The 14332-nt window shown below is 49.5% G+C and carries 16 protein-coding genes; 10 read left to right on the top strand and 6 right to left on the bottom strand.

The features are described from left to right. A complete protein-coding gene (gene aspA / locus J1C60_RS16245) occupies nt 1-1437 on the bottom strand; it encodes an aspartate ammonia-lyase (protein ID WP_128176122.1) in 1437 nt (478 codons plus the stop codon). A gap of 481 nt (nt 1438-1918) precedes the next feature. Here aspA and J1C60_RS16240 point away from each other — a divergent pair, with 481 nt between their 5' ends. The 6 genes from J1C60_RS16240 to cptA all read left to right on the top strand — a co-directional run bounded on the left by J1C60_RS16240 (nt 1919) and on the right by cptA (nt 7416). Then, nucleotides 1919-2380 carry an FxsA family protein gene (locus J1C60_RS16240; protein WP_128176124.1) on the top strand — a complete coding sequence of 154 codons (462 nt, stop codon included), beginning with the start codon at nt 1919-1921 and terminating at the stop codon, nt 2378-2380. Further along, entirely contained in the window at nt 2380-2667 is a 288-nt protein-coding gene (locus tag J1C60_RS16235) for a hypothetical protein (RefSeq protein WP_128176126.1), read from the top strand. The genes J1C60_RS16240 and J1C60_RS16235 overlap by 1 nt, the downstream gene beginning before the upstream one ends. A gap of 27 nt (nt 2668-2694) precedes the next feature. Then, a complete protein-coding gene (locus J1C60_RS16230; protein WP_128176128.1) occupies nt 2695-2988 on the top strand; it encodes a co-chaperone GroES in 294 nt (97 codons plus the stop codon). A 46-nt stretch (nt 2989-3034) separates the two neighbouring features. Continuing rightward, nucleotides 3035-4681, top strand: coding sequence for a chaperonin GroEL (groL, locus tag J1C60_RS16225; protein WP_128176130.1), 1647 nt, complete (start codon nt 3035-3037; stop codon nt 4679-4681). 330 nt (nt 4682-5011) lie between these two features. Next, complete coding sequence (locus J1C60_RS16220) at nt 5012-5359, top strand: DUF4156 domain-containing protein (RefSeq protein ID WP_128176132.1); 348 nt, start codon at nt 5012-5014, stop codon at nt 5357-5359. Nucleotides 5360-5700: 341 nt separating this feature from the next. After that, nucleotides 5701-7416: a phosphoethanolamine transferase CptA gene (gene cptA, locus J1C60_RS16215; RefSeq protein WP_128176134.1), complete on the top strand. Its 1716-nt coding sequence runs from the start codon at nt 5701-5703 to the stop codon at nt 7414-7416. Nucleotides 7417-7531: 115 nt separating this feature from the next. On the opposite strand, the gene epmB is transcribed toward cptA, so the two are convergent. Beyond that, nucleotides 7532-8560 carry an EF-P beta-lysylation protein EpmB gene (gene epmB, locus J1C60_RS16210; RefSeq protein ID WP_128176136.1) on the bottom strand — a complete coding sequence of 343 codons (1029 nt, stop codon included), beginning with the start codon at nt 8558-8560 and terminating at the stop codon, nt 7532-7534. A 40-nt stretch (nt 8561-8600) separates the two neighbouring features. Here epmB and efp point away from each other — a divergent pair, with 40 nt between their 5' ends. The 3 genes from efp (at nt 8601) to J1C60_RS16195 (ending at nt 9624) form a co-directional block, all read left to right on the top strand. Then, the gene (gene efp, locus J1C60_RS16205; RefSeq protein ID WP_128176138.1) at nt 8601-9167 is read left to right on the top strand and encodes an elongation factor P; all 567 of its coding nucleotides are present in this window, start codon (nt 8601-8603) and stop codon (nt 9165-9167) included. 81 nt (nt 9168-9248) lie between these two features. Next, nucleotides 9249-9380 carry an entericidin A/B family lipoprotein gene (locus J1C60_RS16200; RefSeq protein WP_128176139.1) on the top strand — a complete coding sequence of 44 codons (132 nt, stop codon included), beginning with the start codon at nt 9249-9251 and terminating at the stop codon, nt 9378-9380. Between the two features lie 109 nt (nt 9381-9489). Then, nucleotides 9490-9624, top strand: a complete 135-nt coding sequence (locus tag J1C60_RS16195) for an entericidin A/B family lipoprotein (protein WP_128176141.1) — start codon at nt 9490-9492, stop codon at nt 9622-9624. Between the two features lie 53 nt (nt 9625-9677). Here J1C60_RS16195 and frdD read toward each other — a convergent pair whose 3' ends face one another. The 4 genes from frdD to frdA form a co-directional block, all read right to left on the bottom strand. Beyond that, complete coding sequence (frdD, locus tag J1C60_RS16190) at nt 9678-10034, bottom strand: fumarate reductase subunit FrdD (protein ID WP_128176143.1); 357 nt, start codon at nt 10032-10034, stop codon at nt 9678-9680. Between the two features lie 10 nt (nt 10035-10044). Then, a complete protein-coding gene (frdC, locus tag J1C60_RS16185) occupies nt 10045-10440 on the bottom strand; it encodes a fumarate reductase subunit FrdC (protein WP_128176145.1) in 396 nt (131 codons plus the stop codon). 85 nt (nt 10441-10525) lie between these two features. Next, nucleotides 10526-11260: a succinate dehydrogenase/fumarate reductase iron-sulfur subunit gene (locus J1C60_RS16180; RefSeq protein WP_128176147.1), complete on the bottom strand. Its 735-nt coding sequence runs from the start codon at nt 11258-11260 to the stop codon at nt 10526-10528. Beyond that, on the bottom strand, nt 11253-13043 hold the full coding sequence (gene frdA, locus J1C60_RS16175) for a fumarate reductase (quinol) flavoprotein subunit (protein WP_128176149.1): 1791 nt from the start codon (nt 13041-13043) through the stop codon (nt 11253-11255). Before frdA ends, J1C60_RS16180 begins: the two co-directional genes overlap by 8 nt. 306 nt (nt 13044-13349) lie before the next feature. Here frdA and epmA point away from each other — a divergent pair, with 306 nt between their 5' ends. Beyond that, nucleotides 13350-14327 (top strand): elongation factor P--(R)-beta-lysine ligase, encoded by a 978-nt coding sequence (epmA, locus tag J1C60_RS16170; RefSeq protein WP_128176151.1) that lies wholly within the window; start codon nt 13350-13352, stop codon nt 14325-14327. The last annotated feature ends 5 nt before the right edge of the window (nt 14328-14332 follow it).

Genomic DNA, 14332 nt, shown 5'->3' with positions numbered 1-14332 from the left:
TTATTGTTCATTTTCATCAGTATAACGTTTAGCTTTATACGTTGGATGCATCAGGTTTTGTATTGAGAAAATGTCATCCAGCTCGGCTTCAGTCAGTAAGCCGCGCTCCAGTACGACCTCACGCACGCTTTTTCCTGTTTCGGCACAAATTTTACCGACAATGTCACCGTTATGGTGGCCAATGTAGGGATTCAGGTAAGTCACAATGCCGATTGAATTAAAGACATACGCTTCACATACGGCTTTATTCGCCGTGATGCCGTTAATGCATTTTTCCAGCAGATTGTAGCAGGCGTTGGTCAAAATGTGGATAGACTCAAACAGTGCCTGGCCAATGACCGGCTCCATCACGTTAAGCTGTAGCTGACCCGCTTCAGATGCCATTGTCACCGTACTGTCGTTGCCGATGACTTTGAAACAAACTTGATTGACGACCTCGGGTATGACTGGATTGACCTTGGCGGGCATAATCGACGAGCCTGCCTGCAGCTCGGGCAGGTTAATTTCATTCAGCCCGGCACGCGGGCCAGAAGACAGTAAACGCAGGTCGTTGCAGATTTTCGACAGCTTAACCGCCAACCGTTTCAAAGAAGAGTGCACCATAACATAGGCACCGCAGTCTGAGGTGGCTTCGATCAAATCTTCAGCTGGCACGCAGGGCAGGTTACTGACTTCTGCCAGCCGTTGCACTGCTAATTGCTGATAACCGTCAGGCGTATTAAGGCGCGTACCGATAGCGGTTGCACCAAGGTTAACTTCCAACAGCAGCTCAGCAGTACGCAGAATACTTTTTATCTCTTCATTCAGCAGCACGTTAAAAGCGTGGAACTCTTGTCCCAACGACATTGGTACCGCATCCTGCAGCTGAGTCCGACCCATTTTCAGGATATTTTCGAACTCCACTGATTTGCGTTGAAAACCTTCGCTCAACTGGCTGATCGCGTCCAGCAGTTTCAGGATGGAGCTATAGACCGCGATACGAAAGCCAGTGGGGTAGGCGTCATTGGTCGACTGACACTTGTTCACATGATCGTTAGGATTAAGATACTGATACTCACCTTTCTGGTGCCCCATCAGTTCCAGACCAATATTTGCCAGTACTTCGTTGGTATTCATATTAACCGAGGTACCCGCACCGCCCTGGTAGACATCAACTGGAAATTGATCCATGCATTTGCCGTTATTCAGCACTTCATCACAGGCTTGAATAATGGCGTTAGCAACATTGCGTGGAATGGTTTGCAGCTCTTTGTTCGCGAGCGCTGCGGCTTTTTTCACCATTACCATGCCGCGTACAAACTCAGGAATATCGCTGATTTTGCTGTTACTGATATAGAAATTCTCAATCGCACGTAGAGTATGAACACCATAATAGGCATCAGCCGGGACTTCGCGCATACCTAGCAGGTCTTCTTCGATACGAATGTTATTTGCCATGGGAACCTTCTTGTTGTTACTACCGGTTATCTAACTTTTTTACAGCCGCAGCGACATTAACCGCACGGTTCTGCTCTGACAGCAGACGTTAACTGGTTTACCGGAGGTGCTCCCTCACTTTTACTACGGCTGTAATCTATACCATCACTCATCTTGTGATTATTTTGTCATCGCCTTTCAGAACCGACATTTTATCCGTGTTCAGTAAGACGAGCACGATCATATGTTGTTACACCGCAAAAGCCTGAACATAGATCACTTTACCGGAATTTCTTAACGGAGCGGTGTTAACAATATGTGATCATAATCGCAAATATGTTGCCATAAGGGAATTTAAGAATGGTCGGTTGAAAAAGGTGCGGTGGATGCCCATCTCTTCTATTACGATCTCTATACTTCCATAAGTGGCAAACAGGATAGACGATCGTCATTTTCTGCCACCCTGCATGATGCGGGGTAGCCTTACAGATAGGAGAATACGGTGCGCTGGTTACCGTTTTTAGTGTTCTTTTTATTAGCCTGGATCGAAATTTCACTATTTATCCAGGTTGCACATGTACTGGGTGTTTTGCTGACTATGCTGCTGGTGATCTTTACCTCCTGCATTGGCGTATCGCTAGTAAAAAATCAGGGCGTGAAAAATTTCATGCTGATGCAGCAGAAGCTGGCGAAGGGGGAGAGCCCTGCAGCTGAAATGATTAAAAGCGTGTCGTTGATCCTGGCGGGATTCCTGCTTTTACTGCCGGGTTTTTTCACCGACTTTATTGGTTTGCTGTTATTACTGCCGCCGGTACAGAAGCATTTAACGCTTAAATTAATGCCACACCTGCGTGTCTGGCGTGGCCCTGGTGCTGGCCCCGACAGCGGACAGACGTTTGACGGTGAGTTTGAGCGTAAAGATCGCGATCGTATTGAACACCACGACGATCGTCAGGATCGTTAATGTCGCCAGCATATAAAAATGGGTGGAAGAGCTTCCGCCCGTTTTTTTCCCGTCATTTTTCGCTTACCGCCTACCTTTGCGCGCTTCAGCCACTGACGAAACGTCATAACGTGATAATTCATCTGCAACCCGCAGGTGATATCAGGATTACCGTACCCGCGCTGGCTAAATGTTACGCGATCGAAAAAAAATATTTTTTTACCCTTGAAAGGGAGAGGAAGCGGCCCTATCTCTCTGGTCACGAGGCCAGTCGCCAACAGCGTCTGGCATTCAACCCCAAAGACTGATTGGACTTCTCAAAGGAGAGCTATCACATGAAAATTCGTCCGTTGCACGATCGTGTTATCGTCAAACGTAAAGAAGTTGAATCCAAATCTGCTGGCGGCATCGTTCTGACCGGCTCTGCTGCGGCCAAATCCACCCGCGCGGAAGTACTGGCTGTCGGCAATGGCCGCATCCTGGAAAGTGGTGATGTGAAGCCGCTGGACGTGAAAGTAGGCGATGTTGTTATTTTCAACGAAGGCTACGGCGCGAAAACTGAAAAAATCGACAATGAAGAAGTGCTGATCATCTCTGAAAGCGACATTCTGGCAATTGTTGAAGCGTAATTTACGCGCTATTCACTGAACGAAACGAATTTAAGGGAAATTTCAAATGGCAGCTAAAGACGTAAAATTCGGTAATGACGCACGCGTAAAAATGCTGCGTGGCGTAAACGTACTGGCAGATGCAGTAAAAGTTACCCTGGGCCCGAAAGGCCGTAATGTGGTTCTGGATAAATCTTTTGGTGCACCGACCATCACTAAAGATGGCGTTTCTGTTGCGCGTGAAATCGAACTGGAAGACAAGTTCGAAAACATGGGCGCACAGATGGTGAAAGAAGTTGCCTCTAAAGCGAACGACGCAGCAGGTGACGGTACCACCACCGCTACGGTTCTGGCTCAGTCTATCGTTAACGAAGGACTGAAAGCCGTTGCCGCTGGTATGAACCCAATGGACCTGAAGCGCGGCATCGACAAAGCGGTTATCGCCGCGGTTGAAGAGCTGAAAAAACTGTCTGTCCCTTGTTCAGATTCTAAGGCTATTGCTCAGGTTGGGACTATTTCTGCTAACTCTGACGAAACCGTTGGTACCCTGATCGCCCAGGCGATGGAAAAAGTGGGTAAAGAAGGCGTTATCACTGTTGAAGAAGGCACCGGCCTGCAGGACGAGCTGGACGTTGTTGAAGGTATGCAGTTTGACCGCGGTTATCTGTCCCCTTACTTCATCAATAAACCAGAAACTGGCGCTGTAGAACTGGAAAGCCCATTCATTCTGCTGGCTGACAAAAAGATCTCCAACATCCGTGAAATGCTGCCAGTGCTTGAAGCCGTAGCGAAAGCCGGTAAGCCTCTGCTGATCATCGCTGAAGATGTTGAAGGTGAAGCGCTGGCAACGCTGGTGGTGAACACCATGCGTGGCATCGTTAAAGTTGCTGCGGTCAAAGCCCCAGGCTTTGGTGACCGTCGTAAAGCCATGCTGCAGGATATCGCTACTCTGACTGGCGGTACCGTAATCTCTGAAGAGATTGGTATGGAGCTGGAAAAAGCGACCCTGGAAGATATGGGCCAGGCTAAACGCGTTGTGATCAACAAAGACACCACCACCATCATCGATGGCGTGGGTGAAGAAACCAGCATTTCTGGCCGTGTCACTCAGATCCGTCAGCAGATCGAAGAAGCGACCTCTGATTACGATAAAGAGAAACTGCAGGAGCGCGTAGCAAAACTGGCAGGCGGCGTAGCCGTACTGAAAGTGGGTGCCGCAACTGAAGTTGAAATGAAAGAGAAAAAAGCCCGCGTTGAAGATGCTCTGCACGCAACTCGTGCTGCGGTAGAAGAAGGTGTGGTTGCTGGTGGTGGCGTGGCGCTGGTGCGCGTAGCGTCTAAACTGGGTGAACTGCGTGGCCAGAACGAAGATCAGAATGTGGGTATCAAAGTTGCCCTGCGTGCTATGGAAGCGCCGCTGCGTCAAATCGTCTCTAACGCGGGTGAAGAACCATCTGTTGTTGCTAACAACGTTAAGGCTGGCGAAGGTAACTACGGTTACAACGCGCAGACTGAAGAGTATGGCGACATGATCAACTTCGGTATCCTGGACCCAACTAAAGTGACCCGTTCTGCGCTGCAGTACGCTGCTTCTGTTGCAGGACTGATGATCACGACCGAATGCATGGTGACCGATATGCCAAAAGCTGATGCGCCTGATTTAGGTGCTGGCGGCGGCATGGGTGGAATGGGCGGCATGGGCGGAATGATGTAATCCTCCCCCCTCTTCATGCAAACCCCCTGTCAGTGATGACAGGGGGTTTTTCTTTTTGTAGCGAAAATAGTATAAGTAGTGGCGCGGATATTTTGGGTATATTTCCGCCATACTTAAAGTTGCAGGTGTATTGGTTACACTCCGTTATTCCGGTCACTTACCGCAGTTAAGTTACCGGGGGCTTGAAAGTTTGCCGGTGCCCTGCACCAAAATCAGGCGCTTCCAGGCGATACGAATTATTTAGGGTATAGTGGCAAGGGATAGCTAAGAAAAACGAAGATTTTCTGGTACGCTTTTGCCGGAATCTGATGATAATAAATGGGGAACACAATGCGGATTAACGTCTTTCTGGGTCTCTCAGTCGCGGCGATGCTACTGGCAGGATGTAGCAGTACTAAGCAACTGAGTACGGCAGGTCAAAGCGTCACCTTCACCGACCAGCAGCCAGGTAATAATTGCCAGCTATTGGGGAATATCACAGGTTCACAGAGTAACTGGCTGAGTGGCTCTGGTGGCGAAGGGAGCTCATTGCGTGGTGCAGCAAATGATTTACGCAACCGTGCGGCAGAAATGGGGGGTAACGTGATTTATGGTGCCACCAGTCCAACGCAGAACATCTGGTCCAGCTTTGCTCCTCTGGACAGTAAAATGAGCGGCCAGGTTTATAAATGCTCATAAGCTCACGTTATACGGATAACCTCGTATTTGAGATTATTCGATAGCCGCTTTAACATCAGGTGGCCGTACTACCGGTTCACCTGATGTTAGAAGGTCATTTCATTAGTAAGGGAAGGGATTATCGCTTTCCTCCTCTGATTTCCCCCATCTGCCGAATCTCACGCGTACGTTTCCCCAACATTTTCCTTCCCGTCATAACGTTTTTTCGGATTGATAAGCGGTATCCCCGCAGTAATGTCAGGCTGAAATAAGGTTTTCTTAAGAAAAAAACGGTAGATCTCATCGCTGTTAATCCGTGGCGCATCTGCTGCGGCTATTTTCTGAGGGAACTGTGAATAACAATGACCATTAATCTGCATTCCGCGAAACAGGGAAAATTCGCTAACCTGTTCTGGCTGGTCCTTTTTTTCCAATTTTTTTCTACATCATTTCAGCTTTATTTGTTAATCAAAGGACGCCCGGATATGAGCGGCCTGCGTGACTCCATTCTGTACAGCTTTCTGTGGTTAATCCCCGTGTTTCTGTTGCCGCGTTACAGTCGGGTGATTGCGGCTGTTACAGGCCTAATTTTGTGGGCAGGATCGCTGGGGGCGTTGGGGTATTACCTGATCTATAACCAACAGTTTTCTGAAAGCGTGTTGTTTATTCTTTTTGAGAGCAACAGCAATGAAGCACGAGAGTTCTTCACCGAGTATTTTTCAGCAACGATGGCGGCAGTGCTGCTGATTTACACCTTGATTGCGTTGTTCTTATGGACCCGGATTAAACCGTTGTCGTTCAGTCCTCTGAATCAGCTAACGGGTTCAGTTATCGTGCTGATTGTGTTGCTCTTTCCCGTTGGACAATCTGTTTTACGTGGCTCGGGCTGGGCAAATGCAGGTAATCATCTTATTTCACGGATGGTGCCTGCCGCGCCCTGGCAATTGATATTTAGCTATGTGCTTTATCAACAGCAACTGACGGAAATGGATGCTTTGCTGATGAAGAACAACCGATTGCCGCCTTTGAGCAATTTGACGGACGACAGCGGAAATGCGCCCAGAACCTTAGTGTTGGTAATTGGTGAATCAACGACACGCAGCCGTATGAGCCTTTATGGTTATGGACGGGAGACCAACCCAAATCTGATGGCGCTAAAAAAATCAGATGCGAACCTCAGTGTATTCCAGCATGTGGTCACCTCGCGCCCTTATACTATTGAAATTCTGCAGCAGGCGCTGACCTTTGGCGATGAGCACGATCCCGATCGCTATTTGACGGCACCGTCTATGTTGAACCTGATGAAACAGGCTGGATATAAAACGTTCTGGATTACTAATCAGCAAACCATTACCGAACGCAACACCATGCTGACGGTTTTCTCCAGACAAACGGACCAGCAGTTTTATTTGAATCAGGAGCGCTCACAGGATTCCCCAAGCTATGATAGTCATGTTCTGTCCCCATTCCAAAAGGTGCTAGCCGATCCTGCGACCAGGAAATTTATCGTGGTGCATTTATTGGGAACGCACATTAAATATCGCTATCGTTACCCGAACAGTGATAAATATTTTACCAATGCACAGGGGTTACCTGCGGGATTAACAGCGAAGCAGATTGCTGAAAGTAATGATTATGACAATGCGGTCCGCTTTAATGATTATGTGCTCAGTCGTCTGATTAAAACCTTTTCAGCCACCGATCCTAATGGCTTTCTGCTCTATCTCTCCGACCATGGTGAAGAGGTATTCCAAACACCTCCTCACGATCGTCAGGGACGCAACGAAAATTCTCCTACGCGCGCTATGTATACTATCCCTTTTATTCTGTGGACATCACCGCGCTGGGCGGCAGATCATCCACGAGACTATTCAACCATGCTGGACAGAAAATACAGCAGCGCACATCTTATACAGACTTGGTCTGATTTAGCGGGATTACGGTATGATCTCTACAAACCGCAGCAAAGTCTGGTCAATGCACAATTTATGCCGGAGACGCGCTGGATTGGCGACCCGCATAAGCGGGGAGGGCTACACAGCTTTGATGAGTTACCTTATCCACAGGTGGGCAACTAACTTGCCGTGATATCCGTTATCCTTTAAGCGACAGATTTGTTGGCTGCTCGTTAGTGTGTAACCTCGACCACGTCGTTCTTATGGCCGGGGTTACCGTCTGATGGTGCCGTGCTGACTATTCTTGTCGTAGCTGCAAATCCAGCGGCGTTTTACTGGGCTCTCCACCGATTTCACGTGCCAGCCTGGGGACCATGTAACCGGACACCTGTGCCAACAGCTCGCGCACGAGGGTGCGTGCCTGCTCATCAGAGACGTAGAAGTGCGCTGCACCCTGTACTTTATCCAGCACATGCAGATAGTAGGGAAGGATGCCTGCATCAAACAGTGCATTACTCAAGGCTGCCAGCGTCGCGGCGTTATCATTTACACCACGCAGCAGCACGCTTTGGTTCAACAGCGTGACGCCTGATTGTTTTAATCGCTGCATCGCGTGACGCAGATCATCGTCAATCTCACGCGCATGGTTAATATGCGTCACCATAAGAACCTGCAGCGGCGATTGTGCCAGGCGCTGGCATAAAGCATCGGTAATGCGGGCAGGGATCACCACCGGTAGTCTGCTGTGTATCCGCAGGCGCTTTAAATGGGAAATAGTCTCTAACTGACCGATAAGCCAGTCCAGTTCGTGATCTTTCGCCATTAATGGATCGCCACCGGAAAAAATGATTTCGTCCAGTTCGGGATGTAGTCGGATATAATCCAGCGCTGCCTGCCAGTTGCGTTTATTGCCCTGGTTATCCTGATAGGGGAAATGGCGCCGGAAACAGTAGCGGCAATTTACCGCACAGCCGCCTTTGACCAGCAATAGGGCCCGATTAGTGTATTTATGTAGCAGCCCCGGAACGACGCTACTTTGTTCATCAAGTGGGTCGGTGCTGTAACCCGGGGCGTCGATAAATTCTTGCTGTGATGTGAGCACCTGCAGCAGTAGCGGATCGTGCGGATCGCCTTTTTTCATTCTGTTGACGAATGCACGGGGCACGCGCAGAGCAAAAAGTCGACGCGCGTCGCCGCCTTCAGTCAGTTCCTGATGCGTGTCGAGTGCTAAAAGTTTCAGTAATTCATTCGGTTCAGTGATTACATCAGCAAGTTGCTGTAACCAATCTTCTCTGAACGATGTATTTAGGGTTACAATGTGTGCCATTTTTTTGGCTAAGTACCAGTATTAATATTAGAGGGCCTTTATGGCGACTTATTCTAGCAACGATTTCCGTCCCGGTCTTAAAATCATGTTCGAAAACGAACCCTACGCTATCGAATCCAGCGAGTTCGTTAAACCAGGCAAAGGCCAGGCATTTGCACGCGTAAAAATGCGTCGTCTGCTGACCGGCAGCCGTGTTGAGAAAACCTTCAAATCGACCGACTCTGCTGAAGGTGCGGATGTTGTAGATACTAACCTGAACTATCTTTATAACGACGGTGAGTTTTTCCACTTCATGCATCCTGAAACATTTGAACAACATCAGGTTGATGCAAAAACGGTAGGTGATGCGGCAAAATGGCTGCTGGATAACGCTGAATGTATCGTCACCCTATGGGATGGTCGCCCAATTCAGGTATTACCACCGAACTTTGTAGAGTTGGAAATCGTTGATACCGATCCAGGCCTGAAAGGCGATACTGCAGGTACCGGTGGTAAGCCAGCAACACTGAGCACTGGTGCAGTGGTTAAAGTGCCATTGTTCGTGCAGATTGGTGAAGTGATTAAAGTTGATACCCGCTCAGCGGAATATGTGTCACGCGTCAAATAAGCTTGCCTGAGGGCGGGCTTAACCTGGCTCGATTAGCATAATTGAGTCAGGTCGCTTTTCTTTTAATGTGAGATCCGGACGATGATTAAGCTTGCGAAACGAGTCGCCATCGCGTTGCTGATGACCTCCGCGCTTAGCGCCTGCAATACCTTCCATGGCTTTGGTCAAGATGTTCAGCATCTTGGTGGCGCCATTTCCCGCGCGGCGAATTAATTTCCCTTACTCCGAAAAGTTTCCTTTTAGCAGCGTTCACCCTACGGTTAGCTGAATAGCGGCTATGCTTAAAACGCTGTACTTTTACTTCTACTTAAAAGGAAATGCCATGTTAAAGAAAAGTATTGTTGCGATCTTTTCAGTGCTAATCCTCTCTACACTCCTGTCTGCCTGCAATACCACCCGGGGTGTTGGCGAGGATGTTGAGGCTGGTGGTCAGGCTATTCAGAACAGCACGAACTAAAAGTTTAACCGGTACGGGGTTTCCTCCGTACCGGAGATACCTTTCAGCCAAAGCTACATTGTTACTATCCCCATCAGCGTAACTAAACTCAATATGGCAGCCAAACCATAAAAAACCCCTTTTCCAGCGGGGATATGAAGCTGCAGATCATGCGTACTGTGATGTATACGGTGCAGGCTGCACCATAGGGGTAATACGATGACCAGCAGGATAAACAGTCGCCCTGCCCATGAGTGAGCAAAGGCCAGAATACGATTGAAATCAAGAGCGGTTTCAGGCCAGATGCCAAGCGGCAATAGTATTCCAACCAGCAATATCATTACCGGCGAAATCATAGCCGACCACATCCCACCCGCGCCAAATAATCCCCAAAAAATTGGCTCGTTGGAGCGTCGAGGTTGTTGTTTCATCTGTCTTCTCCTATACAAAAAGCGCAATAAAAAGGATCGCGATTGAAACCACAATCGTGACGCTCCACAGTGCATCCACGACTGTTTTATCGCCTGTCTTTTCGCCATTTATCACCAGGTTGACTGCTTTAGGCGCCAGTTCAAACCAGGTCTTGCTGTGTAATAACGCGGCCAACAGGGCGATAAAGTTCACTGCAAGTACGATGGGATGCTGTAAAAAACCGACAAATCCCAACCAGCTCTGCTCACCGTGCTTAAGCGCAAACAGGCCGACCAGCAACTCAATGCTAAACCACAGCGAAGGGACTGCGGTCGCTTCGCGCAGCATATAAAAACGATAAAACCCCAGTTTTTGCCACCAACCGGGGGTCATGCTATGCAAATAAGGTTTACGTTTGGTACTCATCTTTTCATCCTTCTTGCGATGTCGTACTGCGCAAAATAGAGGGTTCTGCTAATTCTCCCGCTAAGCGAAATACGAACAAATTCGACTAGCGGGGGGAAAGCATCGCGATAATGAAATCTTTGCTACTTTCTATTTTTCCCTGCTGGATAGCGGCGGCAGGATCGACATGTTTAGGGCAAACTTCCGAGCAGTAGCCAACAAAAGTACAGCGCCAAACGCCATTCTCGCCATTCAGTAGCGGCATGCGCTGAGCTTTACCACGATCGCGATTATCAAGGTTATAGCGGTGTGCCAGCGTAATGGCGGCTGGTCCGATAAACTCAGGATTGAGACCAAATTGCGGGCAGGCGGCATAGCAAAGTCCGCAGTTAATACATCCCGAGAATTGATGATATTTCGCCATTTGAGAGGGGGTTTGTTGGTTGGGACCGTCATCGGGCTGGCGATTATTTCCGATGATATAAGGTTTAATCGCGGCGAGATTTTCAATAAAGTGCGTCATATCAACGATTAAATCCCGCTCCACGGGGAAATTAGCCAGCGGCGCAATGCTCATACCATTTGGGTAGTCGCGTAAAAATGTTTTACAGGCCAGCTTGGGGACACCGTTGATCATCATCCCGCAGGAACCGCAGATCGCCATACGGCATGACCAGCGCCAGGAGAGATCGAATGCCAGGTTGTCTTTGATGTAGCCCAACGCATCCAGCAATGAGGTTTGCGCGTCGTAAGGCACTTCATACCTTTCACCGTACGGTGCTGCATCTTTTTCCGGATTGTAACGCTGAACCTCTATTTTCAGCGTGCTCAACTCAGTCATGCTGCTGCTCCTTTTCCGCTGTGTGCTCGGATTCTGCGCCATAAACGCGTTTAGCGGGCGGTAAACGGGTGATTTTTACCTCATCGTAGGTCACATGCGGGGCGCCTTCGGCCCGATAAAAAGTCAGGGTGTGCTTGAGGAAGTTTTGATCGTCACGCTCGGTACAGCCTGTATCCAGCCGTTGATGTGCACCGCGTGATTCTCTGCGGTTAAAGGCAGAGTATGCCATGCACTCCGCGACATCCAGCCCGTGCCCCAGCTCAATGTTGTAGAGCAGTTCTGTATTAAATACGCTGGAGCTGTCGTTGATACGGACCCGTTTAAAACGCTCTTTAAGCTCGGCGAGCTTGTCTATGGTGTTTTGCATCAGCGTTGTCGTGCGATAAATGCCACAGCCTTCCTCCATCGACATCCCCATTTCATCGCGCAATATCGCCAGGTTTTCACTTCCCTGCTGGTTCACCAGCGCCTGTAAGCGTTTCTCAATATCTTTACTTTGCGCGTTCAGTGCAGCGTCATTTGACGGCGAAGCCATTTGTGCTCGTGCAGCGGCCTGTTCACCAGCCAGTCTGCCAAATACCACTAGCTCTGCCAGCGAATTTGAACCAAGACGGTTAGCGCCGTGTAGCCCAACGGAGGAGCATTCGCCGACGGCAAACAGACCCGCAATACGCGTTTCACATTGGTTGTTGGTTTCAATACCGCCCATGGTGTAATGCGCGGTTGGACGTACCGGGATCGGTGCGGTGAGAGGATCAACACCGACGTAAGCCTTACTTAGCTCACAGATAAACGGCAAGCGTTCACGCAATTTCTTTTCGCCTAAGTGGCGTAGGTCGAGGTAAACCACTTCACCGCGGGGCGTGGAAATCGTGCGCCCTTTTTGCCACTCATGCCAGAATGCCTGGGAAACTTTGTCACGTGGGCCGAGTTCCATATATTTATTGCGTGGTTCGCCGAGCGGGGTTTCCGGGCCCATGCCGTAATCTTGCAGGTAGCGGTAGCCCTCTTTATTGACCAGGATTCCTCCTTCACCGCGGCAGCCTTCCGTCATCAGGATACCTGAACCGGGCAGGCCCGTTGGGTGATACTGTACGAACTCCATATCTCGAAGTGGAACGCCATGGCGGAACGCCATCCCCATGCCATCACCGGTAACAATCCCGCCGTTAGTGTTATAGCGATAAACACGCCCGGCGCCACCGGTTGCCAGTACTACCGCATTTGCGCGGATTTGTACCAGCGTGCCTTCCATCATGTTCATCGCGATTAGGCCGCGTGCCTGACCTTCATCGACCAGCAGATCAAGAACAAAATGTTCATCAAACCGTTTAATTTTTGGATATTTCAGGGAGGTCTGGAATAGGGTGTGTAGCATGTGGAAGCCGGTTTTATCGGCGGCAAACCAAGTCCGTTCAATTTTCATGCCACCGAAGCGACGGACGTTAATCGCCCCATCGGCCTTGCGGCTCCATGGGCATCCCCACAGATCTAATTGCGTCATCTCCCGGGGACAATGCTCAACAAAGTAATCGACAATATCCTGTTCGCACAACCAGTCGCCGCCGGCAACGGTATCGTGGAAATGCGAGTCGTAGCTGTCCTGTTGTTGCGTGACGGCAGCAGCACCGCCTTCTGCTGCTACGGTATGACTGCGCATTGGATAGACTTTTGAAACCAGCGCAATGTTGAGCTGAGGATTGGCAACGGCTGCGGCGATGGCTGCGCGCAGCCCCGCGCCACCAGCCCCGACAATCACCAAATCGGCATTAAAAATGTGCACGGCTTTCTCCCTCTACTGGTCATGGTAATTGGAGGTGTAGACTAAAAATTTTCTTTTTTAGTGTGAGGATCTACCTCTTTAGAGGTGGTTCAGTATAAGGCCGGAAAAAGGATGAAATTTTGATGTGTTCGGGTATTTAGGCGGGAAAATCAGGGGAGGATTGCGGGTCAGACCGCATTTTTTTGTCCACAGCAATGACAACGTCGCGTAATAAAAGCATTAAAGTGGGTGAGCATGAGCAGAAATTTGTCTGCTCATCACGTTGCAGGTAGACTTCATTCCTTGTCTGACTGAGGAGTAACAACTATGAGCGATACGGCAAGCTGGCAGCCGAGCGCCCCCATCGCTAACTTGTTGAAACGTGCAGCGATTATGGCTGAAATAAGACGTTTCTTTGCCGATCGTGGCGTACTTGAAGTAGAGACGCCGGCGATGAGTCAGGCAACGGTGACCGATATTCATTTATTTCCGTTTCAGACGCGCTTTGTCGGACCCGGTGCGGCAGAGGGACGCGATCTCTATTTGATGACCAGCCCGGAATATCATATGAAGCGGCTGCTGGCCGCTGGAAGTGGGCCTATTTACCAGCTGTGCCGTAGTTTTCGTAATGAAGAGGCCGGGAGACACCATAATCCCGAGTTCACGATGCTGGAATGGTATCGCCCACATTATGATATGTATCGCCTGATGAATGAGGTCGACGATCTTCTTCAGCAGACGCTGGAGTGTGAAACGTCTGAATCGCTCTCTTATCAGCAGGCGTTTATCCGTTATCTGGAAGTGGATCCGCTGTCGGCCGATAAAACGCAACTGCGTGAAGTGGCTGATAAGTTGGGGGCAGGTAATTTAGCGAATGCAGAAGAGGATCGCGATACGCTGTTACAACTGCTGTTTATGCTGGGCGTGGAACCTAATATCGGTATCGATAAACCTACCTTTGTCTACCATTTCCCGGCGACACAGGCTGCACTTGCTGAGATCAGCACTGAGGACCATCGGGTGGCGGAACGCTTTGAGGTCTATTTTAAAGGTATTGAACTGGCAAACGGTTTCTGTGAACTCACCGATAGTCGAGAGCAGCGTCAGCGTTTTGAACAGGATAATCGCCGTCGTGTGGCGCGTGGTTTACCGCAGCAACCGATCGATACTTATCTGCTTGATGCGTTAACACACGGTATGCCAGCCTGCTCCGGCGTGGCGCTGGGTGTTGATCGGCTGATCATGCTGGCGTTAAATGCTGAGCGGCTCAGTGAGGTCATCGCGTTTTCTGTGGATCGCTGTTAATTCAT

This window comes from [Pantoea] beijingensis, from assembly GCF_022647505.1.
Taxonomy (GTDB): Bacteria; Pseudomonadota; Gammaproteobacteria; order Enterobacterales; family Enterobacteriaceae; genus Erwinia; species Erwinia beijingensis.
This window is presented reverse-complemented; position numbering and strand designations above follow the sequence as displayed.

What these genes read in the sequence shown, in the direction of transcription:
- J1C60_RS16230 (WP_128176128.1), top strand. Translation starts at nt 2,695, where the DNA reads ATGAAAATTCGTCCGTTGCACGATCGTGTTATCGTCAAACGTAAAGAA.
- efp (WP_128176138.1), top strand. Translation starts at nt 8,601, where the DNA reads ATGGCGACTTATTCTAGCAACGATTTCCGTCCCGGTCTTAAAATCATG.
- aspA (WP_128176122.1), bottom strand. Translation starts at nt 1,437, where the DNA reads ATGGCAAATAACATTCGTATCGAAGAAGACCTGCTAGGTATGCGCGAA.
- epmA (WP_128176151.1), top strand. Translation starts at nt 13,350, where the DNA reads ATGAGCGATACGGCAAGCTGGCAGCCGAGCGCCCCCATCGCTAACTTG.
- J1C60_RS16195 (WP_128176141.1), top strand. Translation starts at nt 9,490, where the DNA reads ATGTTAAAGAAAAGTATTGTTGCGATCTTTTCAGTGCTAATCCTCTCT.
- J1C60_RS16220 (WP_128176132.1), top strand. Translation starts at nt 5,012, where the DNA reads ATGCGGATTAACGTCTTTCTGGGTCTCTCAGTCGCGGCGATGCTACTG.
- J1C60_RS16200 (WP_128176139.1), top strand. Translation starts at nt 9,249, where the DNA reads ATGATTAAGCTTGCGAAACGAGTCGCCATCGCGTTGCTGATGACCTCC.
- groL (WP_128176130.1), top strand. Translation starts at nt 3,035, where the DNA reads ATGGCAGCTAAAGACGTAAAATTCGGTAATGACGCACGCGTAAAAATG.
- cptA (WP_128176134.1), top strand. Translation starts at nt 5,701, where the DNA reads ATGACCATTAATCTGCATTCCGCGAAACAGGGAAAATTCGCTAACCTG.
- frdC (WP_128176145.1), bottom strand. Translation starts at nt 10,440, where the DNA reads ATGAGTACCAAACGTAAACCTTATTTGCATAGCATGACCCCCGGTTGG.
- frdD (WP_128176143.1), bottom strand. Translation starts at nt 10,034, where the DNA reads ATGAAACAACAACCTCGACGCTCCAACGAGCCAATTTTTTGGGGATTA.
- J1C60_RS16235 (WP_128176126.1), top strand. Translation starts at nt 2,380, where the DNA reads ATGTCGCCAGCATATAAAAATGGGTGGAAGAGCTTCCGCCCGTTTTTT.
- J1C60_RS16180 (WP_128176147.1), bottom strand. Translation starts at nt 11,260, where the DNA reads ATGACTGAGTTGAGCACGCTGAAAATAGAGGTTCAGCGTTACAATCCG.
- epmB (WP_128176136.1), bottom strand. Translation starts at nt 8,560, where the DNA reads ATGGCACACATTGTAACCCTAAATACATCGTTCAGAGAAGATTGGTTA.